The 21745-nt window shown below is 69.9% G+C and carries 20 protein-coding genes; 10 read left to right on the top strand and 10 right to left on the bottom strand.

Translation table 11 applies throughout. The features are described 5' to 3' along the window. The coding region (locus ABFX54_RS06860) for a sigma-70 family RNA polymerase sigma factor (RefSeq protein ID WP_346102364.1) at positions 1-820 on the bottom strand (820 nt) is incomplete at its 3' end. 207 nt (positions 821-1027) lie between these two features. Between ABFX54_RS06860 and pyrE the strand changes: the two genes are divergently transcribed. Then, on the top strand, positions 1028-1561 hold the full coding sequence (gene pyrE / locus ABFX54_RS06855) for an orotate phosphoribosyltransferase (protein ID WP_346102362.1): 534 nt from the start codon (positions 1028-1030) through the stop codon (positions 1559-1561). 10 nt (positions 1562-1571) lie between these two features. Here pyrE and ABFX54_RS06850 read toward each other — a convergent pair whose 3' ends face one another. Together ABFX54_RS06850 and ABFX54_RS06845 are read right to left on the bottom strand one after the other, a co-directional pair. After that, complete coding sequence (locus ABFX54_RS06850; RefSeq protein ID WP_346102360.1) at positions 1572-2057, bottom strand: hypothetical protein; 486 nt, start codon at positions 2055-2057, stop codon at positions 1572-1574. An 83-nt stretch (positions 2058-2140) separates the two neighbouring features. Continuing rightward, entirely contained in the window at positions 2141-2845 is a 705-nt protein-coding gene (locus ABFX54_RS06845) for a DedA family protein (protein WP_346102358.1), read from the bottom strand. Positions 2846-2973: 128 nt separating this feature from the next. Between ABFX54_RS06845 and fbaA the strand changes: the two genes are divergently transcribed. From fbaA to ABFX54_RS06830, 3 genes are all read left to right on the top strand, one after another. After that, the gene (fbaA, locus tag ABFX54_RS06840; protein WP_346102357.1) at positions 2974-3996 is read left to right on the top strand and encodes a class II fructose-bisphosphate aldolase; all 1023 of its coding nucleotides are present in this window, start codon (positions 2974-2976) and stop codon (positions 3994-3996) included. Between the two features lie 34 nt (positions 3997-4030). Continuing rightward, the gene (locus tag ABFX54_RS06835; RefSeq protein ID WP_346102355.1) at positions 4031-4441 is read left to right on the top strand and encodes a DUF3151 domain-containing protein; all 411 of its coding nucleotides are present in this window, start codon (positions 4031-4033) and stop codon (positions 4439-4441) included. A gap of 99 nt (positions 4442-4540) precedes the next feature. Continuing rightward, a complete protein-coding gene (locus ABFX54_RS06830) occupies positions 4541-5824 on the top strand; it encodes an adenylosuccinate synthase (protein ID WP_346102354.1) in 1284 nt (427 codons plus the stop codon). A 79-nt stretch (positions 5825-5903) separates the two neighbouring features. On the opposite strand, the gene ABFX54_RS06825 is transcribed toward ABFX54_RS06830, so the two are convergent. Then, the gene (locus tag ABFX54_RS06825; protein ID WP_346102352.1) at positions 5904-6572 is read right to left on the bottom strand and encodes a GNAT family N-acetyltransferase; all 669 of its coding nucleotides are present in this window, start codon (positions 6570-6572) and stop codon (positions 5904-5906) included. Positions 6573-6681: 109 nt separating this feature from the next. Between ABFX54_RS06825 and ABFX54_RS06820 the strand changes: the two genes are divergently transcribed. Then, a complete protein-coding gene (locus ABFX54_RS06820) occupies positions 6682-7587 on the top strand; it encodes a glycerophosphodiester phosphodiesterase family protein (RefSeq protein ID WP_346102351.1) in 906 nt (301 codons plus the stop codon). 32 nt (positions 7588-7619) lie between these two features. Here the strand turns inward: ABFX54_RS06820 and corA are convergent, their stop codons facing one another. Further along, entirely contained in the window at positions 7620-8729 is a 1110-nt protein-coding gene (gene corA / locus ABFX54_RS06815; protein ID WP_346102349.1) for a magnesium/cobalt transporter CorA, read from the bottom strand. Positions 8730-9159: 430 nt separating this feature from the next. Here corA and purD point away from each other — a divergent pair, with 430 nt between their 5' ends. From purD to ABFX54_RS06790, 5 genes are all read left to right on the top strand, one after another. Continuing rightward, on the top strand, positions 9160-10374 hold the full coding sequence (purD, locus tag ABFX54_RS06810; RefSeq protein WP_346102348.1) for a phosphoribosylamine--glycine ligase: 1215 nt from the start codon (positions 9160-9162) through the stop codon (positions 10372-10374). Beyond that, a complete protein-coding gene (locus tag ABFX54_RS06805; RefSeq protein WP_346102346.1) occupies positions 10371-11207 on the top strand; it encodes a phosphoribosylaminoimidazolesuccinocarboxamide synthase in 837 nt (278 codons plus the stop codon). Before purD ends, ABFX54_RS06805 begins: the two co-directional genes overlap by 4 nt. Positions 11208-11285: 78 nt before the next feature. Continuing rightward, positions 11286-12551, top strand: coding sequence for a UDP-N-acetylglucosamine 1-carboxyvinyltransferase (gene murA / locus ABFX54_RS06800; protein WP_346102344.1), 1266 nt, complete (start codon positions 11286-11288; stop codon positions 12549-12551). Between the two features lie 201 nt (positions 12552-12752). Continuing rightward, positions 12753-14042: a GTP cyclohydrolase IIa gene (locus ABFX54_RS06795; RefSeq protein ID WP_106247572.1), complete on the top strand. Its 1290-nt coding sequence runs from the start codon at positions 12753-12755 to the stop codon at positions 14040-14042. A gap of 483 nt (positions 14043-14525) precedes the next feature. Beyond that, positions 14526-15488, top strand: a complete 963-nt coding sequence (locus ABFX54_RS06790; RefSeq protein WP_346102342.1) for an EamA family transporter — start codon at positions 14526-14528, stop codon at positions 15486-15488. Between the two features lie 118 nt (positions 15489-15606). Here ABFX54_RS06790 and hisC read toward each other — a convergent pair whose 3' ends face one another. From hisC to ABFX54_RS06765, 5 genes are all read right to left on the bottom strand, one after another. Beyond that, positions 15607-16665 carry a histidinol-phosphate transaminase gene (gene hisC / locus ABFX54_RS06785; RefSeq protein WP_346102340.1) on the bottom strand — a complete coding sequence of 353 codons (1059 nt, stop codon included), beginning with the start codon at positions 16663-16665 and terminating at the stop codon, positions 15607-15609. Between the two features lie 51 nt (positions 16666-16716). Next, on the bottom strand, positions 16717-17382 hold the full coding sequence (locus ABFX54_RS06780) for an NUDIX hydrolase (RefSeq protein ID WP_346102338.1): 666 nt from the start codon (positions 17380-17382) through the stop codon (positions 16717-16719). Between the two features lie 129 nt (positions 17383-17511). Continuing rightward, on the bottom strand, positions 17512-19317 hold the full coding sequence (locus tag ABFX54_RS06775; protein WP_346102336.1) for a DUF4434 domain-containing protein: 1806 nt from the start codon (positions 19315-19317) through the stop codon (positions 17512-17514). 37 nt (positions 19318-19354) lie between these two features. Further along, a complete protein-coding gene (locus tag ABFX54_RS06770) occupies positions 19355-20443 on the bottom strand; it encodes a glycosyltransferase (protein ID WP_346102372.1) in 1089 nt (362 codons plus the stop codon). Between the two features lie 19 nt (positions 20444-20462). Then, entirely contained in the window at positions 20463-21710 is a 1248-nt protein-coding gene (locus ABFX54_RS06765) for a nucleotide sugar dehydrogenase (protein ID WP_346102334.1), read from the bottom strand. Positions 21711-21745 lie beyond the last annotated feature (35 nt).

Genomic DNA, 21745 nt, shown 5'->3' with positions numbered 1-21745 from the left:
CCACCGCCGCCTGCCGGCCCTTCGGCGCCCGCCGCAGCCACCCGAAGGCGCGCAGCACGCCGCCCTCGCCGCCGCCGGCGACGGACGTCCTGGCCAGCGCCGCCGCGTAGCCGCCGAACAGCGGCCCGGCGATGAGCGGCCCGACCATGACGCGCAGCCCGCGGTTGACGTCGGTCAACTCCAGCAGCACGCCGTGGCACTCCTCGCAGCCGTCCACGTGCTCGTCGATCGCCTTGGAGTCGCGCCTGGCCAGCCCTCCGCGCACATAAGCACCCATCTTGGCCAGCATCGGCCGGCACTCGTGCTCAGGCAGCGTGCCGAGGTGCAACTGCAGGTACGCCTGCCGCAGCCCCTCCCTGGCCCGGTACGCCAGCGCCGCCACCCCGTTGGCCGACAGCCCCAGCAGCGGCGCCACCCCGGCCGGCTTGAGCCGCTCGACCTCGGTGTGCCACAGCACCGCCCGCCAGCGCTCGGGCAGCGACAGGAAGGCCCTGGCGATCAGCGACTTCTCCAGGCCGACGAGCGCCGGGTCGACGAAGGGCACCCCCGGGTCGTACAGCTCGATCTCTCCCGTGGTCACCTGGCGGCTCTCGACCCTGGAGCGGTCGTAGACCGTGCGCCGGACGACGGTGAGCAGGTAGGTGCGGAAGCCGGAGTCGGGGCCGCCGCCCCTGCCCACGAGGTCGAGGATCTTCGTGAACGACTCCGCGACCACGTCCTCCACCTCGGCACCCCTGACGAGCTGCCGGGCCAGCGCGCGGGCGGCGGCGACGTGGCGCTCGTAGAGCTCCCCGTACGCGGCGGCGTTACCCGCCCTCACCGCCTGTAGCAGCTCCGCATCGCTCTGCGGCGTTTCGACACCCATAGTGACCTCACGATTACACGGGGTTGCCCCGCGCAATCATTCCGCATTCCCTGTCGTGACTAAACCGCGTCGGCGGCTTTACTCGCGGAGCGGACGGGGACGTCCTGGCCGGAGGCATGGGCGGCGGGCTCTCGCGCTGATCAGGACCATAAGCTTGGACCCATGACGGATCGCGACAACCTCCTGGCCGAGATCAAGCGCAAGGCCATCGTGCACGGCAAGGTCACCCTGTCCTCGGGCAAGGAGGCCGACTTCTACCTCGACCTGCGGCGGATCACGCTCGACGGGGTGGCCGCGCCGCTCGTCGGCAACGTGATGCTCGACCTGACGGCCGACCTCGACTACGAGGCGGTGGGCGGGCTCACCATGGGGGCCGACCCGGTGGCCGTCGCGATGCTGCACGCGGCGGCGGCGCGGGGGCGTTCGCTCGACGCGTTCGTGGTGCGCAAGGCGCAGAAGGCGCACGGCATGCAGCGGCGCATCGAGGGGCCTGAGGTCAAGGGGCGGCGGGTGCTGGCCGTCGAGGACACCTCGACGACGGGCTCGTCACCGCTGACGGCCGTGGAGGCGCTGCGCGAGGCGGGCGCCGAGGTGGTGGCCGTGGCGACCATCGTCGACCGGGGGGCCAGGGAGCGCGTCACCGCCGAGGGCCTCGACTACCGCACCGCCTACACCCTCACCGACCTCGGCCTCTGACCACCCGCGATCAGCCGTCTTCGGAGTCGGATGCGGAACCGGTCGGGGTGGCGGGCTTGTCAGGGCCCTTGACGGTGAAGGCTTCCCGGGCGCCCGGCTTGCCCGGTTCGCGCAGTTCGCCGTTCTCCGTGACGCGTACCGCGCCGGCGTCGCTGAGCACCACGTCGAGCTCCGGCTCGAAGTAACTGACCTCCTCGCCCCTGCTCATCTCCCGATACTGCAGCACGTCACCGCCGGGCACGCGGACGGTGACGAGGGGGCAGGTCTCCGCGAGGCATTCGATGCGCACGGTCGGCGCCTGCGCGGTGGCGGCCGGTTCCGCGGCCTCTGAGGTGGTGGCCGGGGCCGAGGCGGGCTCACGCTCGGGCGGTGACGTGCCGCCCGATCCGATCAGCGTGATGCCGCCGATGACCAGCAGTGTCACCACGGCCCCCGCCGCCACGACGACGAGCGCTAATCGGGCGATGCCCATGGGTTCTGAGCTGTGGCGTCCCACACTGGGCAGCGTACCCGCTGATGATCCCCCGCCGCCGTCGCCGACGGCGGTCGCTCGCCGCCGTCAACGCGCCGCCCGCGCCGTCAGTCGCCCGCCTGGCCCACGCGGTGGTGCTTGCCGTTGGGCACGGGGAGCGACTTGGCCGCCCTGCGGTGCTTGAACGCCTCCACGAAGATCGGGATCAGCGAGATGAACACGATGACGAAGACGCCCGGCAGGATGTACTTGTCGATCTGCTTGGGATCGACCTGGCCGCCGAGGAAATGGCCGAGCAGGATGAGGCCCTCGACCCAGACGACGCCGCCGACGACGTTCCAGACGAAGAATCGCTTGGGGCTCATCTCCAGCACGCCCGCGACGGGATTCATGAACGTGCGCACGATCGGCACGAACCTGGCCAGGATCACGGCCTTGGCGGGCCCGAACTTCTCGAAGAACTCCTCGGCCCGCAGCACGTGCTCCTTCTTGAACAACCGCGAATCGGGTTTGTCGAAGAGCCGGCGGCCGAAGCGGGCGCCCAGGAAATGCCCGAGCTGGGCGCCGGCGATGGCGCACAGCGGTGTGCCGATCAGCAGCACGGGCAGGGAGAGCGGGGCGATGCCCATTCCCGCCGCCACCGAGGCCGAGCTGAAAATCCCCGCGGCCACGAGCAGCGAGTCGCCGGGCAGGAAGAACCCGAGCAGCAAACCCGTTTCGGCGAAGATGATCGCGAGAACGCCGATGGTGGCGAATGCACCGAGAATGGTGAGCCACCACGTCGGGTCGAGGAGATTCAGAAGCCAGTCCACGCCGAGAGCCTACTAGTAGCGGACAGGCGCGACATGACCATCCGAGAGGCGTTGTCACTACCACAGCGGGTAGTGAGCCGGGATACTGGGCCCTGGCGCGAAGCCGTAACTTCTCAGGGAGATGAATCATGCCTATTGCGACTCCAGAGGTCTACGCTGAGATGCTCGACCGGGCCAAGGCCGGCGGATTCGCCTACCCGGCGATCAACGTGACCTCCTCGCAGACCCTGAACGCCGCTCTGCGCGGCTTCGCCGAGGCCGAGAGCGACGGCATCGTGCAGGTCTCGACGGGCGGCGCCGAATTCCTCTCGGGCGCGACGGTCAAGGACATGGTCACGGGCGCGACGGCGCTGGCCGAGTACGCGCGGATCGTGGCCGCCAAATACCCCGTGACGGTCGCCCTGCACACCGACCACTGCCCGAAGAACAAGCTCGACGGCTTCATGCGGCCGTTGATCGACATCTCGTTGGAGCGGGTGGCCAAGGGCCTCGACCCGCTGTTCCAGTCGCACATGTGGGACGGCTCCGCCGTACCCCTGGACGAGAACCTGGAGATCGCCAAGGAGCTCATCGACAAGTGCGCCAGGGCGCGGATCATCATGGAGATGGAGATCGGCGTCGTCGGCGGCGAGGAGGACGGCGTCGTCGGCGAGATCAACGAGAAGCTCTACACCACGGCCGAGGACGCGCTGGCCACCGCCGAGGCCGTCGGCATCGGCGAGAAGGGCCGCTACATGCTGGCGGCCACGTTCGGCAACGTGCACGGCGTCTACAAGCCCGGTCACGTCAAGCTGCGCCCGAGCGTCCTCAAGGAGATCCAGGAGGCGGTGGGCGCCAAGTACGGCAAGGAGAAGCCGTTCGACCTGGTCTTCCACGGCGGCTCCGGCTCGCTGCTGGAGGAGATCCAGGAGGCCATCTCCTACGGTGTGGTCAAGATGAACGTCGACACCGACACCCAGTACGCCTTCACCCGCCCGATCGCGGACCACATGTTCAAGAACTACGACGGCGTGCTCAAGGTCGACGGTGACGTCGGCAACAAGAAGGCCTACGACCCGCGCTCGTACGGCAAGTCCGCCGAGGCCGGGATGGCCGCCCGCGTCGTCGAGGCGTGCCGGAGCCTGAAGAGCACTGGGACGAAGATCTCCTAGCCAGTTCAGCGGCTCGGCGGGTATGACTTGTCCTATGGATAACCTTCTCGCCGGGCCGCCCCCGACTCACCTGCCGGACCTGCCCGAGGCCAGGGAGGCGCTGGAGTCCGGGGCCAAAGCCTCCGACGTGGCCGCCCGCTTCCCCGCCTACCCGGCGGCGTGGGCCGCGCTCGCGGAGGAATACTTCGCGCAGGGACACGCCGTCACCTCCTACGCCTTCGCCCGTACGGGCTACCACCGCGGGCTCGACGCGCTGCGCCGCAGCGGCTGGAAGGGTCACGGGCCCATCCCGTGGGAGCACGAGCCCAACAGGGGCTTCCTGCGCTGCCTGTACGCGTTGTCCCGTGCCGCGCAGGCGATCGGCGAGAAGGACGAGGCCGAACGGTGTCTGCAGTTCCTCAAGGACAGCACGGAAACGGGGTACGACGCGCTGACCAAGGGATAGCTCTTGGGACGAATAGACACGTTCGGGTAGTCTCTCTACGCAAGAGCCCCTGCCGCGCTTGCGTCAGGGGTTTTCGTTTTGTGCTCGGGAGACTGAACCATGCCGGCTGCCGTTCTCGTTGGTGCCCAGTGGGGCGATGAGGGCAAGGGCAAGGCCACCGACCTGCTCGGTGGCGACGTCGACTACGTCGTCCGCTATCAGGGTGGCAACAACGCGGGACACACCGTGGTCATCGGTGACCAGAAGTACGCGCTGCACCTGCTGCCCACCGGGATCCTGTCGCCGGAGGTGGTCCCCGTCATCGGCAACGGGGTGGTGATCGACCCGGGCGTGCTGCTGGGCGAGATCGACGGGCTGGCCGAGCGCGGCATCTCCGCCGAGCGGCTGCTGATCTCGTCGAACGCGCACCTGATCATGCCGCACCACAAGGCCCTCGACAAGGTCACCGAGCGCTACCTCGGCAAGGCCAAGATCGGCACCACCGGGCGCGGCATCGGTCCCGCGTACGGCGACAAGATCGCCCGCATGGGCGTGCGCGTGCAGGACCTGCTCGACCCGGGCATCCTGGCCAAGAAGATCGAGGTCGCCCTGACCGAGAAGAACCAGGTGCTGACCAAGGTCTACAACCGGCGGGGCATCGAGCCGGCCGCCGTCCTCGACGAATACCTCGCCTACGCCGAGCGGCTCAAGCCGCACATCGCAGACACCTCGCTGGTGCTGTCCAAGGCGCTGGACGAGGGGAAGTTCGTGCTGCTGGAGGGCGGGCAGGGCACGCTGCTCGACATCGACCACGGCACGTACCCGTTCGTCACGTCGTCCTCGCCCACCTCGGGCGGCGCGTGCGCCGGGGCCGGCATCCCGCCGAACCGGCTGACGAAGATCATCGGCATCCTGAAGGCGTACACCACCCGCGTCGGCTCCGGCCCGTTCCCGACCGAACTGACCGACGAGATGGGCGACTGGCTGCGCCAGACCGGCGGCGAGTACGGCGTCACGACCGGCCGCAACCGCCGCTGCGGCTGGTTCGACGCGGTGATCGCCCGGTACGCGACCCGCATCAACGGCGTCACCGACTACTTCCTGACCAAGCTCGACGTGCTGTCGGGCCTGGAGCGGATCCCGGTGTGCGTGGCCTACGAGGTGGACGGGGTCCGGCACGACGAGATCCCGATGACGCAGACCGACTTCCACCACGCCAAGCCGATCTACGAGGAGTTCCCCGGCTGGCAGGAGGACATCACCAGCGCCAAGTCGTTCGACGACCTGCCGCCGAACGCGCAGGCGTACGTGCGGACGCTGGAGGAGATGAGCGGCGCCCCGATCTCGGCCATCGGCGTCGGCCCCGGCCGCGACCAGACCGTCGTGGTCCGCCCTCTGGTCTGACCCGGATCCGTGGGGATGGCGCACGACGCCGTCCCCACTTCGGGCCGTCCCCACTCCGGGAAAGGCCGTGCCCCGGGGCCTACGAAGGCAGGTCATCCCCGGGAGGCGTCAGGACGGCGGCGGTCACCGGGGTGTGCAGGCGCCAGCCGAGGGTTTCGTACAGGGCCTGGCCCTGGGCGGTGGCGACCAGGACGCCGGTGCGGGCGCCTCTCAGGGCCGCCGTGGCCGCGATCGTCTTCATGACGATCGTGCCGAGGCCGCGGCGGCGGTGGCCGGCCGCCGTCTCCACCCGGTCCACGACCGCCGTCGTGCCCGCCACCGCGAACTGGCCCCGCGCCGCGACCTCGCCCGCCGCCGTGAGCAAGCGGGCGGCGGTGACGCCCGATCGGGTGGTGACGGCCAGGGTGTAGCCGGGCGGAGCGGCGGGGGCGTCGCGGACGAGCGGGGCGGTCATCATGAACTCGGGCTCCTGCACGGCCCAGCCGGGCGGCAGGTGCGGGGCGACGGACTCGACCGGGGCGCACAGCTTGAGCCAGGTGCCGGGGACGGTGAGGGTGCGGGTCAGGTGGCGGAGGATCTCGGGGGTCGGGGTGGCCAGGACGTGGCGGGCCACGTGACCGGGCAGGCCGACGTCCACGCGCAGACCCCACGGCTCGCGTACGGGCCGGGGAACGCTGCGGGAGATGACCCATCCTTCAACCCATGCCCGAACTACGGGGGAATGGGTTGGTTTGAGAACCTCCGTCATGGAGAACAGCCTATTGTCTGCCCAGATTCATCCGACCGGGCGTAGCAGGATAAAAAGGACACGGCGTGGCGGCGCCTGGTCGTGCCCCGCGCCAGGTAGGGTCCCGGTTGTGCACGTTGAGATACATGGCCACCGGGGGGCTCGCGGCCTCTGGCCGGAGAACACCCTGCCGGGGATGAGCCGCACGATGGAGCTGGGCGTGCATGCGCTCGAGCTCGACGTCGCGCTCACCGCCGATCGGCGCCTCGTGCTCACGCACGACCTCACGGTGTCGGCCGTGACCAGTGCCGACCGGCGTCCGGTCTACGCCGGCGACCCGCTCTACCCGTACGTCGGCAAGCCCATCAACGCACTCACCCTGGCCCAGCTGCGCACGCTCGACGTCGGCGTACGGCTGCCGCGCCACCCCGACGACCCGTTCGCGCTGACGCAGGTCCCCATGCCCGAGACCCGCATGCCGACGCTCGGCGCGGTGCTGGGGCTGGTCAACGCCTACGAGGCGGAGAGCGTACGGCTGCACGTCGAGCTCAAGTCCGACCCGACGCGGCCTGAGGTCACCCCCGACCCCGAGCTGTTCACCGCGCTGGTCGTCGAGGAGCTCGACCGGCACGGCCGGCTCGACAACGTTGCCATCCTCAGTTTCGACTGGCGGATCATCAGGCACGCCGCCGAGCTGGCGCCGGGCACGCGGCGCTTCGCGCTGATCGAGCTGGACACCCTGCACTGGAACGACGGCGTGGGCGACGACGTGCCCGCCGCCGCGCGTGCGGCCGGGGCCACCACGCTCTCGCCCGAGCACATCATGGTGGACGAGAGCCTGATGGAGCAGGCCGAGGCGGCCGGGCTCGACGTGGCGGTCTGGACCGTCAACGAGCCCGAGCTGGCGGCCAGGATGCTGGACCTGGGAGCGGCCGGGATCGTCACCGACTATCCCGACCGGATGCGGGAGCTGTGGCAGGAGCGAGGGCTTGCGCTGCCCCTGCCGGTGGCCCCGCTCCGTCCCGTGAGCGTCTGAGCCGGCCCGCGCGGGCCGAAGCGACCCGCGGGTCAGAGCCAGCCGTTGCGGCGGAAGCCGCGGTGCAGCAGGACGCAGGCCGTGATCATGACCGCGAGCACGGCCGGATAACCCCAGACCTGCTTGGTCTCCGGCATGAAGTCGAAGTTCATGCCATAAATTCCGGCGATCATCGTGGGCACGGCCAGGATGGCCACCCAGGAGGAGATCTTGCGCATGTCCTCGTTGGCCAGCGCGTTGGAGCGGGCCAGCGCGGCCTGGAGGATCGAGCTGCACAGCTCGTTCGACGCCTCGACCTGCTCGCACACGCGCGACAGGTGGTCGCCGACGTCGCGGAAGTATTCGCGCATGGCGGAGGGGACGACCCGGCGCTGGGGCAGCGCCGACAAGGGGGCCTGGAGCGGGGTGACGGCCCGCTTCATCTCCAGCATCTCGCGCTTGAGCTGGTAGATCCGGTTGATGTCACGGGAGCTGACGTCGGCGAAGACGGTCGCCTCGACTTCTTCGAGCTCCAACTGCATCAGGTCGGCCACCTGGAGGTACTGGTCGACCACATGGTCGGCGATGGCGTGCAGGACGCCGGCCGGGCCCCGGTCCATCAGCTTGGGCTCGTCTTCGAGGCGCTCGCGGACGCCGGTGAGCGGGCAGTGCTCGCCGTGGCGCACCGTGACCACGAAGTCCACGCCCAGGAACACCATGATCTCGCCGGTGGCGATGATCTCGCTGTTGGCGGTCAGCTCGTCGTGGTCGAGGTAGGCGATCGTCTTGAGCACCATGAACAGCGACTCGCCGTAACGCTCGACCTTGGGCCGCTGGTGGGCCTTGACGGCGTCCTCGACGGCCAGCGGGTGCAGCCCGAAGACCTCGGCCAGCCACTCCACCTCGGGAGCGGCGGGCTCGTGCAGCCCGACCCAGACGAACGCGTTGACGCCGTCGGAGCTCTTGTTGTGCTCGCGAACGAGGTCGAGTGCCTCGACGATGCCGGAGGCGTCGACCTTCTCGCCCTGTACGTAGGCGCCGAACTCGACTATCGAGTCGACGGGCGGCACGCACACCTCGCGTACGGGCTTGACGAGCTGGTGCGGAACCCGCGTGGGCACGGGGTGGCGGTTGATGCGACGGAAAAGGGTGGACGAGCGCATGGCAGTCCCTTTCCGCCCGACCAGGGACGCTCCACGCGCGATGAAGTCACCTCAATCAACACGGATTGCGTGGAGGCACGATCAGGCTGCCGAATTGGAGTGGTCGGGGGTAAGCAGGTCGTACGTGTGCGAGCACGTACTGCTGGGATCACCAGGATTCATCCCGGACCACCTCCAATCGCATGGGGACGCCGCGAAGCCGCCTCAAGCTACCACAGGCGGGTGAACCTCATTGACGATACCCGCCCGGAGTCCTTCCGCTCAGGTAGAACTCCACAAAGTTTCTTGCCTATTCCGGCAGATGCCGTCCCAACGCTTCCGCCGGCCGCCGTCCTCGCCTCCCGGCGGATGCCGTCCCAACGCCTCCGGCGGGCGCCGTCCTCGGTGACCGGAGGGCGTGTCAGGCGGCGGGCCTGCGACAATGGAGCGCGTGCGCGTTCTAGTCATTGGATCCGGTGGGCGTGAGCACGCCCTGTGCCGTTCACTCAAGCTCGATCCCCAGGTCAGCGAGCTTCACTGTGCGCCAGGCAATCCTGGCATCGAGGAGGTCGCGACCGTCCATCCGGTCGATCCGCTCGACCCCGGGCAGGTGGCCGAGCTGGCGGCGCGGCTGCGGGTCGACCTCGTCGTGGTGGGGCCGGAGGCGCCGCTCGTGGCGGGCGTGAGCGACGCGGTGCGCGAGGCGGGCTTCGCCTGTTTCGGGCCCTCACGTGACGCGGCCATGATCGAGGGGTCGAAGGCGTTCGCCAAGGAGATCATGCGGGCGGCCGACGTGCCGACCGCGCGGGCCAGGACGTGCGAGACCGAGGAGGAGGCCGCCGCGGCGCTCGACGAGTTCGGCGCCCCCTACGTGGTCAAGGAGGACGGGCTGGCCGCGGGCAAGGGCGTGGTCGTCACCGACGACCGCGACAAGGCGCTCGCCCACGCGCGGGCCTGCGAGCGGGTGGTGATCGAGGAGTTCCTCGACGGACCCGAGGTGTCGCTGTTCGCGCTGTGCGACGGGAGCACGGCCGTGCCGCTGCAACTGGCGCAGGACTTCAAGCGGGCCTACGACGGCGACGAAGGGCCCAACACCGGCGGCATGGGCGCCTACACGCCGCTGCCGTGGGCGCCCGAAGGGCTGACCGAGCAGGTCATGCGGGAGGTCGTGCATCCGACGATCGGCGAGCTGGCCCGGCGCGGGCTGCCGTACCAGGGGGTGCTCTACGTGGGCCTGGCGCTGACCGCCAAGGGGCCGAAGGTGGTCGAGTTCAACGCCCGCTTCGGCGACCCCGAGACGCAGGTGCTGCTCGACCGGCTGGAGACTCCGCTCGGCGGGCTGCTGATGGCCAGCGCGACCGGTGAGCTCGGGCTCGACCCGGTCTTCCGCGACGGCGCGGCCGTGACCGTGGTGATCGCGGCCGAGGGCTACCCGGAGTCGCCGGTCAAGGGCGACGTGATCACAGGGCTGCGCGAGACCGCGAACGCGTACGTCATCCACGCCGGCACGAAACGGGCCGGCGACGACATCGTCTCCAGCGGCGGGCGGGTGCTCAACGTGGTCGGCCACGGGCCCGACCAGGAGAGCGCGCGCCGGGCGGCCTACGACCTCGTCGCCGGGATCGGACTGCGCGGTTCCTTCCACAGAACGGACATCGCCCGATGAAGCGTGTGCACTCCGGCAAGGTACGCGACCTCTACGAGACCGACGAGGGCCTGCTGCTCATGGTCGCCTCCGACCGGATCTCGGCCTTCGACTACGTCATGGAGCCCGACATCCCCGACAAGGGGGCCATCCTCACGCAGATGTCGCTGTGGTGGTTCGACCAGCTCAAGGACGTCGTGCCCAACCACGTCGCGGGCCACGGCGACGACTCCCGCAGCGTGCTGTGCCGGCCGCTGAAGATGGTCCAGGTCGAGTGCGTGGCCAGGGGCTATCTGGCGGGCGGCGGGCTGAACGAATACCGCGCGAGCGGCACGGTGTCCGGGGTGGCGCTGCCGCCCGGGCTGGAGGACGGCTCGCGGCTGCCCGAGCCGATCTTCACGCCGTCCACCAAGGCGCCCCAGGGCGAGCACGACGAGCCGATCCCGTACGAGCAGGTCGTGGCGCTGGTCGGCGCGGAGACGGCCGCGGAGCTGCGGCGGATCACGCTGGCGGTCTACACGCGCGGCGCGGAGATCGCCCGCGAGCGGGGCATCATCGTGGCCGACACGAAGATCGAGCTGGGCTGGGACGCAGACGGCGTGCTGACGCTGGGCGACGAGGTGCTGACGCCCGACTCGTCGCGGTTCTGGCCGGCCGACGAATGGAAACCCGGCCGTTCCCAAACGTCGTTTGACAAGCAATTTGTACGCGATTGGCTACTATCGCCCGAATCTGGATGGGACAAAGACTCAGGAAACCCCCCACCTCGGCTCCCCGACCACATCGTCGAGCTGACCAAGCAGCGATACCTAGAAGCGTATGAGCGCATCACGGGGGCTTCCTTTAGCGGATGATTCGGCTGGGTCATGTGGTGTGAGCGACTACTGTTGGCCCGATCGAGCCTCACCGCCAGAAATCAAGGAGCCGCACGAATGGTCCGTTACCGCGTGCGCGGTGGCAACGCACTGCGTGGAACCGCGTTCATCCAGGGCGCGAAAAACGCCGTGCTTCCCATGATCGGCGCGGCTCTGCTCGCCCCGACGGGCCGCACCGTCCTGCGCAACGTGCCGATCATCGAGGACGTCCGCCGCGCGGTCGAGCTGGCCGAGGCGATCGGCGCGTACGTCGAGCTGCACGAGTCCGAGCGCACGCTGGTCATCGACGCCTCCAAGGTGAACAGCCCGGTCCTGCCCGCCGAGATCGCCCGGCGCTTCCGCGGCTCCGTGCTGTTCACCCCCGCCCTGCTCCACCGCCTCGGCGAGGCGATCGTGGAGGGGGTCGGCGGCTGCAACCTGGGCAGCCGCAACCTCGACTTCCACTATCTCGGCTACAAGCGGCTGGGCGCGATCGTGGACGAGGGCGAGACCGTCATCCACGTCAAGGCCTCCGGCCTGACCGGCGCCACCCTCTACCTCGACACCCCCTCCCACACCGGCACCGAAAACCTCATCATGGCCGCCGCCCTGGCCAAGGGCACCACCGTGATCGAGAACGCGGCGCTGGAGCCCGAGGTGCTCGACGTCATCGACATGCTCACCAAAATGGGCGCGCGCATCAGCGGCGGCGGCACCGGCTTCATCACCGTGGAGGGCGTCGAGGAGTTGCACGCGGTCGAGCACACGGTCATGCCCGACCGCCTCGACGCCGGCGTCTTCGCGATGGCGGCGGCGATCACCGGCGGTGAGGTCAGCCTCGTGGGAACCGGCCTCGACCTGGGCGTCGTGCGCTACAAGCTGGAGCAGATGGGCGTGGAGTTCCACCGCCAGGGCGCGGTGCTCCACGTACGCTGCGGCGGCCCGCTGCGGCCGATCAACATCATCACCGACACCTATCCGGGGTTCGCCACCGACCTGCAGTCCCCGATGATGACGGTCGCGGCGCTCGCCGACGGCACCAGCTACATCCATGAGCGCATCTTCGACGGTCGCTTCGCGCTGGCCGGCGAGCTGAACAAGATGGGCGCCAACGTGGAGGTCGAGGGGAGCAGGGCCGTCGTCCGCGGCCGCACCCCGCTCACCGGCACCCAGGTGACGGCTCACGACCTGCGTTCGGGGATCGCGCTCGTTCTCGCCGGCCTGGCCGCCGAAGGGGAGACCCAGATCGACTCGGGATACCTGATCGATCGCGGCCACGCGCATCTCGCGGCGCGAATGCGCGCACTCGGCGCGGACATTACACGAGAGATTTCAGAGCGCTAAAAAACGGTAGAAAATCCGCTTTGAGCTGCCAGAACATCATGTCGGGCGGTCAACCAGAACGGCTTTCCGGAAAAGTCGGGCGTGACATTACGGCCCCCGCGAGCGATCGTTCCAAAAGAGAGCACTGCAACGGACGGCAGGATGGGACGAACATTGGTCGAGAGGGCCGAAGAAACTCCCCGAGTGTCACGCCCGGGCGCTATGACACCGGACCTCACCATCGGCGTGGTCGGACCCCACGACCTGGTCGAGCGAGTCATGCTGATGGGTCACGCCGCGGCGCCGCTGCCGTGTCGCCTGGTCGCGGCCGCGTACCGCGATGAACAGGAGGCGCCCGACAAGGTGACGCGGCTCGGTCCCGGTGTCGACGCATGTCTGTTCGCCAGCCCGGTCCCCTACGACCTGGCCAGGCGATCCGGCGTGCTGACGATGCCCGCGACGTACGTGCAACTCGGCGGAGCCGCACTGGTGGCGGCGTTGGCCAAGGCCGCGCTGGACACCCGCATGGATCCCCAGAAGGTCAGCATCGACGTGGTCAGCAGGGCCGATGTCGAGGAGGCGTACACCGACCTCGGCATCCCCGCCGCGGACGTGCACAGCCGCGACGAGCCGGGAGCCACCGGCACGATCGCGGCCTACCACGAACGCCTGGCCCGTCAGGGAGCCACTACGGGAGCGCTGACGTGCCTGCCCGCGGTGGCCGAGCGCCTGCACGCGGCGGGCGTACCGGTCATCAGGATCAGGCCGACGTCGGCGGCGGTCCGGACGGCGCTGCACACCGCGGCGCTGCTCGGGGCGCATCACCGGCTGGAGGAGTCACAGCTCACGGTCGTGCTGGTGGAGGTGCCGACGCTGCGCGAACCCGTGCGCCGCGCCGCGCCCCGCTACTGGCGCGACGAGCTGCGGCTGTCGCTGCACCGGCTCCTGGTCCAGGAGGCGAACCGGATCAACGCCACCGTCTGGCCCATCGACGATCACAGCTACCTGGTGACCGCCACCAGGGGCTCGATCGCCGCTGCGACGGACGGGTTCAGGGTGTTGCCCTTCGCCGCCAGGATCAGGGACGAGCTGGGGCTGGCGGTCGAGGTCGGCGTGGGCATGGGGCGTACGACGCATGACGCGGAGTCGCACGCCAGGGCCGCGCTCGCGCGGACCCAGGCGGGTAAACAAGCACAGGGATTCGCGGTGGATCGCGAGGGGCGGGCGCTCATCCCGGCCCCCCGGATGCCCCCTACCGGGGCCACCGCACTCAAGCCCAAGGGGGTGGAGGTACTGGCCAGGCTGGCGGCGAAGCTCGAAGGCGGCGACACCGTGGTCGATGCCGAGGGCGCGGGCAAGATGCTCGGCGTCACGCCCCGTACGGCCCGGCGGTTGCTGCGCACGTTGGTTGACGAGGGACTCGCGTGGCCGCTTCCGCCGAACCGTACGCCGCAACCCGGGCGTCCCAGGCAGCTGTACCGGCTGATCGTGGAGAAGCTCGGGCCGCGCTGAACCTGGGGCTGACCTGGGGTGGAAGTATGGCCCGCCGTGTCGCGGCACGGCGGGCCCGCACCCTCGCGTGACCACCGCATTGACGGAGGGTGTCAGGACAGCCAACAAGAACGTTGACTCTTGTGAACTAATTGGTTGACGCGGGTGGATGGGGGGTATGTTCTCCCACGCCCCCGATCGACGCGATTCGGACGGGGGCACCAAATCCCCTCTCCCTGCCGCCACGGCGCAGCCTTGCGATCTGCCTTTGGCGGCATTTCGGGCCTTTCGGGCCACCTCCCCCGCGTGAAGGGCTGCTGCGCGGGGCTGTGGGGTAGCTGGGAGCGCTTCCGTGGCGACAGTGGCTCCAGGTTCTACGGGCGCAGACAAGGCCCGTCATCGAGGCCGTCAGCGCTTGCGGAGAACGCGCGCCACCGGCCCGGCGGATGCCGAGTCCGATACCCGCTGGGCTTCTGTCGGAGAAACTCGATAGAGTCACGAGCCATGAGTTCAAACGCTACTGACAGCCGGTCTCCACTGCTTGTCTGGGGCGCCCTGGCGATCGTCTACGTGGTGTGGGGCTCGACCTACCTCGGCATCAGGATCTCCATCGAGACCCTGCCGCCGATGCTCCAGGGCACATTGCGATTCGTGACGGCCGGGCTGCTGCTCGGCGGCTTCCTGCTGATCAGGAAGGGCCGGGCGGCGTTCAGGATGTCCTGGCGCCAGGCCGGCGGCGCCGCACTCGTCGGCGTGCTGCTGCTCACCGGCGGCAACGGCATGGTCGCCGTGGCCGAGCAGCACATCTCCTCCGGCCTGGCCGCGCTGCTCGTGGCCGGGGTGCCGCTCTGGCTGGTGGTGCTCAGGCTCGTCTTCAGAGACCGGCCCGCCGTGCCGACGCTGGCCGGAGTGCTGGTCGGGTTCTGCGGGGTCGCGGCCCTGTCGCTGAACGGCGGCGGCGAGGCGGCCGACGCCAGCGGGATCGTGGTGATCCTGCTGGCGTCACTGTCGTGGTCGGTCGGCTCGTTCCTGTCCGGCCGGATCCCGATGCCCCGCGACGCCTGGACCGCCAGCACGATCGAGATGCTGGCCGGCGGCCTCGGGCTGGCCGTGGTCGGCCTGTCGCTCGGCGAGCGGCTCGACCTGGCCGCCGTCTCCGGGCGGTCGTGGCTGGCGCTGGCCTACCTGGTGCTGGTGGGCTCGCTGGTCGGCTTCACCGCCTACACCTGGCTGCTCGGCAACGCGCCCATCTCGCTCGTCTCGACGTACGCCTACGTCAACCCGATCGTGGCCGTCGTCCTCGGCGTGCTCGTGGTCGACGAGCACGTGACGCCCCAGATCCTGGTCGGCGGGCTGGTGATCCTGGTCGGCGTCGCACTGGTGGTCTCCACCGAGCGACGCGGACGATCCAGGACGCCCGCCGTCACCACCGAGCCCGCGCCCGTCAGCAGCCCGGCCTCCCCTTGAGCGGCGAGCGGCCCTGACCGGCACCGGCACCAGGCGGCGAGCGGCCGTCACGGCCGCCGCCACCTGACGGCGAGCGGCCGTGAGGTCCGCCGCCCGCCACCTGACGGCCGACGGACGGCTAGCGGCGGAACGCCTGGGCCGCTGCGAGGAAGGCGTCGTTCGCCTCGGGCGTGCCGATCGACACCCGCACCCCTTCCGGCTGGAACGGTCGCACCGCCACGCCCTCGGTCGCGCAGGCGGCGGCGAAGTCGAGCGTGCGCTCGCCGAGGCGCAGCCAGACGAAGTTCGCCTCGGTGGGCGGCACCGTCCAGCCCTGCGCGATGAGCGCCTCACGCACTCGGGTGCGCTCCTTGACGACTCGCTCGACCCGTTCGAGCAGCTCGTCCTCGGCCTTGAGCGAGGCGATGGCGGCGACCTGGGCGAGGGCGTTGACCGCGAAGGGGATGATCGTCTTGCGCACCGCCGTGGCCACCGGCTCGGGCGCGATCAGGTAGCCGACGCGCAGCCCGGCCAGCCCGTACGCCTTGGAGAACGTGCGCAGCACGCAGACGTTGGGCCGGTCTCGGTAGAGGGTGAGCCCGTCGGGCACGTCCTCGTCGCGCACGTATTCGTGGTAGGCCTCGTCGATGACCACCAGCACGTCCTCGGGCACCCGGGCGAGGAACGACTCCAGCCCGTCGCGGCGGATGGCGGTGCTGGTCGGGTTGTTGGGGTTGCACAGGAACACCATGCGGGTGCGCTCGTTGATCGCCGCGGCCATGGCGTCGAGGTCGTGGTCCTCACCCGCCAGCGGCACGGTGACCGAGGTGACCCCGGCCAGGTCGGCGAGGAGCGGGTAGGCCTCGAACGAGCGCCACGCGTAGACGACCTCGGCCCCGGGCTCGCCCACCGCCTCGAACAGCTGCTGCGCCACGGTGACCGACCCCGCGCCGAGCGCGACGTGGTCGAAGGGCACGCCGAACCGCTCCGCGATGGCCTCGGTCAGCTTGACCGAGCCGGGGTCGGGGTAGCGGTTGATCTCCCGCGCCGCCTCGGCGATGGCCTCGACCACGGAGGGCAGCGGATCGTAGGGAGATTCGTTGGAGGACAGCTTGTAGGAGCGCCCGTCGGGAGCGACGACCGCTTTGCCCGCCTTGTAGGCAGCCATGGTGTCCAGGATCTGGCGGAAACGAGGCATGCCCTCACCATAGAAGGCAGGGGGCGATGAGGCATCCTCCGGCCCCGCCGCTCACTCCTTGAGGCTGCGCAGCATGGGCGGATGCAGCAGCTCGGCGGGACCGCGGCGGTAGAGCTTGGCCGGCCGGCCGCCGTCTCTGGTCGTCGTGTCGCCGGTCTCCAGCAGGAAGTCCTTCGCCTTGGTGACCTTGCGGTGGAAGTTGCGCGGGTCGAGCGGGCGGCCCCAGACGATCTCGTAGACCCGCCGCAGGTCGGCCACGGTGAACTCCGGCGGGCAGAACGCCGCCCCCAGCGAGGTGTACTCCAGCTTGGCCCGGGCCCGCTCGATCCCGTCGAGCATGATGCGCCGGTGGTCGAAGGCCATGACCGTGAGCGAGCCGACCGGCTGCCAGCTCATGTGGGCCTTCTCCGAGGCCGGCAGGTCGGGGGCGAGACCCAGGTAGGCGACGCTCAGCACCCGCTGGCGGGGATCGCGGTCGGGGTAGCCGTAGGTCTGGAGCTGCTCCAGGTGCACCGGCGCGCCGGGGAGGCCGGCCCGCTCGGCGAGCACGCGGTGGGCGGCGGCGGGCAGGTCTTCGTCGAGCTGGATGAAGCCGCCGGGCAGCGACCAGCGGCGCAGGAACGGCGGATTGTCGCGGCGCCACACGAGGGCGCTCAAGGCCTGGTTACGCACGGTGAGCACGACCAGGTCGACACTGACCGGGATGCTCGGGACCATGGCAGGCACGTTACACGCAGTCGTGGGCGGGCAGCGAACCGTGCGCCCCGGCCTGCCAGACGACCGATCCGCCCGCGCGCAACCGGGCCACCGGTCCGGACGCGCGCCCCTGAGCGACCCGCGCCCCGGCTAGGTGACGATGCGTACGTGCAGGGGCTCGGTGGCCGACTGCCCCGACGGCACCTTGACCCCGATCCTGACCCACTCCCCGCCCGGCACCTGGCTCCAGTCGAACGGCACCCACGCCGTCGCCATGCCCTCCGGCAGTTCCTCCTCGAACGGGTCCTCGTCCAGCCAGCCCACGGCCGAGACGACCATCTCCTTGGTGCCGCCCGACCAGGTGAGGGTGATCGTGCTGTTCTTGAGGTTGTAACCGCGCACCTCCACGCCGTCCTGGACGTCGCGCGGGCGCCTGATCGCGTCCACGGCGATCGGCCGGCCCCAGTCCTTGGCGATCTCCTCTTCCAGCGACGGCCGGCCGCAGGTCATGAAGTCGCTCCACATGTAGGAGACGATCTTCTGCACGTACCGTCCGGCCATCGTGACCGCCTGGTCCAGGCGTTTCTTGTCGGTCTTGCCGCGCGTGCCCTGCGGGGCGCAGGGCGGGTCGCCCGAGGGCTCGAACGCCTCCACGTTCGCCCAGAGCTGCACGTGGTAGCCGGAGTCGATCATCTCCTGGCGGGCCGCCGCCATCTCGCGGTAGTAGTCGCGGGTGGACCCGTGGTACGCGTCGCCGTACGTGGCCTCCTCGCCCACCCCCCGGACCGACCGCAGCCGCTCGTCCACCTCGTCGTCGCGCTCGTCGGGCCAGAACAGCCCCACCTTGCCCGTGCCCCGGCTGTCCTGCGGCGCGATGATGCCGACCCCGGCCTTCACCAGCGCCTTGAAACCCTCGGCCACCTGCTTGGGCGTCTGCCCGAAGGCGACCTCCTTGCGCGCGTCGAGATAGGGGCTGATCAGGATGGGTTTGCCGGACAACTCCTGCTCGACGATCATGTGCTGGTCGGCGTACACCTCAAGCGTCGGGTTCGTGGCCAGCGTGGCCGACATCTGCACCTCGAACGGCTGGTAGACGCCGCCCAGCGCGTCGCGCTCGCCGAAGCGCGCGCCGTAGTCCTGGAGGATGCGCCGGGTCAGCGTGGTGAGCGTGCCGAGGTGCCGCTTCTCGGCCCTGATCTGCGACTTCGCGTCGCGCGGGGCCAGCGGCAGTGCGGGGAAGACGCGCATGCCGAACTGGTCGGCCAGGTCGAGCAGCTTGGTCAGACTGTCGGTCTCGGAGCCGGCGACCAGGATCATGTCGTAGGAGCCGGGCTTGCCGCTGAAGTCGCAGGTGGCGTCGTCGGAGCCGTCGGCCTGGGTGATGAGCCGGTAGTAGATGCGCTTGCCGGCCACGATCGGGTGTTCGATCTGGGGGCAGCGGAACAGGTCGGGGCCGAACGACTCGTCGGTGCGGTAGACGTACATGCGGCCGATCCGGTTGTCGGGATGGGCCTGCTGGAGGTCGTGCAGCGCGGCGTCGTAGCAGGTCATGCCGTTCTCGACGCAGCCCTTGTAGAGCGAGTCGACGGAGCCGTCCTTGGCCTTGATCTGCCCGGTGTCGGTGACGGTGCGGAACTGCAGGCCGTAGCCGATCCTGATGATCGTGTCGCCACCGACGCGGTGGATCTCCTGCAGCTGCTTGCGCCACGTGCAGGGGTTCGACTTGGGGGTGATCCAGTAGCCGGTGACGGCGTAGGGGGCCTTCTCGCCGGTGTCGAACGTTCCACAGTCGTCGGTGAACTCGCTCACCGCCGGCGTCGGCGCGGCCGTCGTCTTGACCGGCGTCGAGGCGACGGCCGTGGGGGCCGTCTTCTCCGCGGAGTCCGGCAGCACGATGATCACGGCCGCGATCACGGCCAGGATGGCGGCGCCCACGACCAGGAAGAGCCAGCGCACGTTCAGGAACCTACCCGCCCTCGTCAGTTCTCGTGAGTTACGGCTTGACCCCGGCCCAGGACTCCAGCTGTGTCACGAACCGCTTGGCGGAGTTGGGCCAGTGGTGGTTGGCCCGGGCCGCCGCGTAACCCCGCGCGCCCTGCGCCCGCCGCTCCCTGACGTCGTCGCGCAGGGTCAGCACGGCCTGCGCGACCGCCTTGGGGTCCTCCCACGGCACCACGACGCCGCTGTCATAGCGCTCGACCAGCTCGACCGCCCGCGGTGACGGGGTCGTGATGACCGGGATGCCGTGTGCCATGTACTCCACGATCTTCGTGGGCATCGAGTGCCGGTAGTTGGGCTCGTCGTGCAGTAACGACAGCCCGGCCAGTGCCCCGTCGAGCCGCTTGAGCGCCTCGTCGTTGGGCATGAAGTCACGCCATTCGAGCAGGCCCTCGGTGACGGCCTGGTTGAGCACCGGGCGGCTCTGCGGGTCGGCGTACCCGATCAGCTCCACCGTCACCCGGTACGGCTGCAGCAGCTTGGCCACCTCGATGGCCTCGAACACGCCGCGCGCCCTGGACAGCCAGCCGAGGTAGACCACGCGGTCGTCGCCCGGCGGCGTCACGGAGTCGGGCACCCAGGTCTCGTTCGGGACGATCAGGTGGGCGTCCTTGAACCTGCCCGCGTAGGCCGTCTCGGCCAGCAGCAGGTGCATGTGCCGCTCCGCGGTGCCCTCCAGCATGCGCGCCAGGAAGCGCACCGGCGGCCGCAGCGGCGCCGGCAGCCACGGCTTGAGCGAGAGCGTGGCGGGGGTGTCCTCGTGCACGTCCCACACCACGGGCGGGCTGTGCCGCATCCCCCACACCGCGAACAGCAGCTCGGGGTCGTGGATGAGGACGAGGTCGACCTTGTCGCGCATGCGCTTGAACAGCCGCCGCGCGGCCCACACCGCGGCCATCCGCTTGCGCTGGGCGGCCCTGGGCAGATCCACACCGGTGACCCACGGCCGGGGCACGACGCCGTGCGCCGTGAACGACGCCGCGTACGTGACCTCATGACCGGCATCCACAAGGGCACGGATCTGCCGATGCAGAATTCTCGCGTCCTCGGGGTTATGCACCACCGTCATGACGAGCACGTGCACTGCGCGCAACCCTCCGTCGCTACAGCCGCTCGACGCGTTCACCCTCGGCGAGGACGCCGCGGGTGTCCAGCACGAGCCTGGCCTTGGCCTCGACCATGTCGAGGTCGAACGCGGCGTGCTGCTGAAGCAGCAGCGTCACGTCCGCGTTGATCACGGCCTCGGCCAGATCCTCCTCACGCGGCACCGGGGTGCCGTCCACCGACCACTCCTTGACGTACGGGTCCGCGAACGAGAGCTCGGCGCCCAACTCCAGCAGCGCACGCGCCACGGGGAGGGCCGGAGTCTCACGCTCGTCGGCGATATCCGGTTTGTAGGTGACGCCGAGCATAACGACTTTGGCGCCGTTGACGGCCTTTTTATGCCTGTTGAGCAACCGTTGTGCGCGAGCGACCACGTACGAGGGCATCCGCTCGTTGATCTCCTGCGCCAGCTCCACGAACCGGAACGGGTAGCCGAGCTTGCGCACCGTGTACGACAGGTACGACGGGTCGACCGGGATGCAGTGCCCGCCGACCCCCGGCCCCGGCAGGAACTTGTGGAAGCCGAACGGCTTGGTGGCCGCCGCCTCGATGGACTCCCACAGGTCGATGCCGAGCTCGTCGCAGAAGATCGCCATCTCGTTGACGAGGGCGATGTTGACGTGCCGGTAGGTGTTCTCCAGCAGCTTGGCCATCTCGGCCTCGCGGGTGCCGCTGACCGGCACCACCTGCTCGATGAACTGCCCGTAGAACGCCGTGGCCCGGTCGCGACAGGCAGGAGTGAAGCCGCCGACGACCTTGGGTGTGTTGCGCAGGCCGAACTTGGGGTTGCCCGGGTCGATGCGCTCGGGCGAGAACGCCAGCGAGAAGTCCTCGCCGGCGACGAGCCCCGACTTCTCCAGCAGCGGCCTGGCCACCTCGTCGGTGGTGCCGGGCCACGTGGTGGATTCGAGCACGACGAGCGTGCCCTTGCTCAGGTTGCGGCCGACGGCCCTGGTCGCGCCCTCCACCGCGGACAGGTCCGGGCGGTGGTCCTCGTCGAGCGGGGTCGGGACGCAGATGACGATCGTGTTGCTTCTGGCCAGCACGGCCTCGTCGAGCGTGGCGCTGAACCCGCTGGCCAGCATGTGCTCAAGGTCGGCGTCGGTCAGGTCATCGATGTAGGACTGCCCGGCGTTGAGCGCGTCGACCTTGGCCGGGTCCACGTCCACGCCGACGACCCGCAGGCCGGCGGCCACTGCCTCCTTGGCGAGAGGCATGCCGACGTAGCCCAGACCGATGACAGCCAAGTCGATTTCTGTCACAGCTGTGCCTTTGGGAGCCG

The sequence above is a fragment of the Nonomuraea maheshkhaliensis genome (assembly GCF_039529435.1).
GTDB lineage: Bacteria > Actinomycetota > Actinomycetes > Streptosporangiales > Streptosporangiaceae > Nonomuraea > Nonomuraea maheshkhaliensis.
The sequence above is the reverse complement of the archived record's forward strand: the minus strand, read 5'-3'. Positions and strand labels throughout refer to the sequence as shown.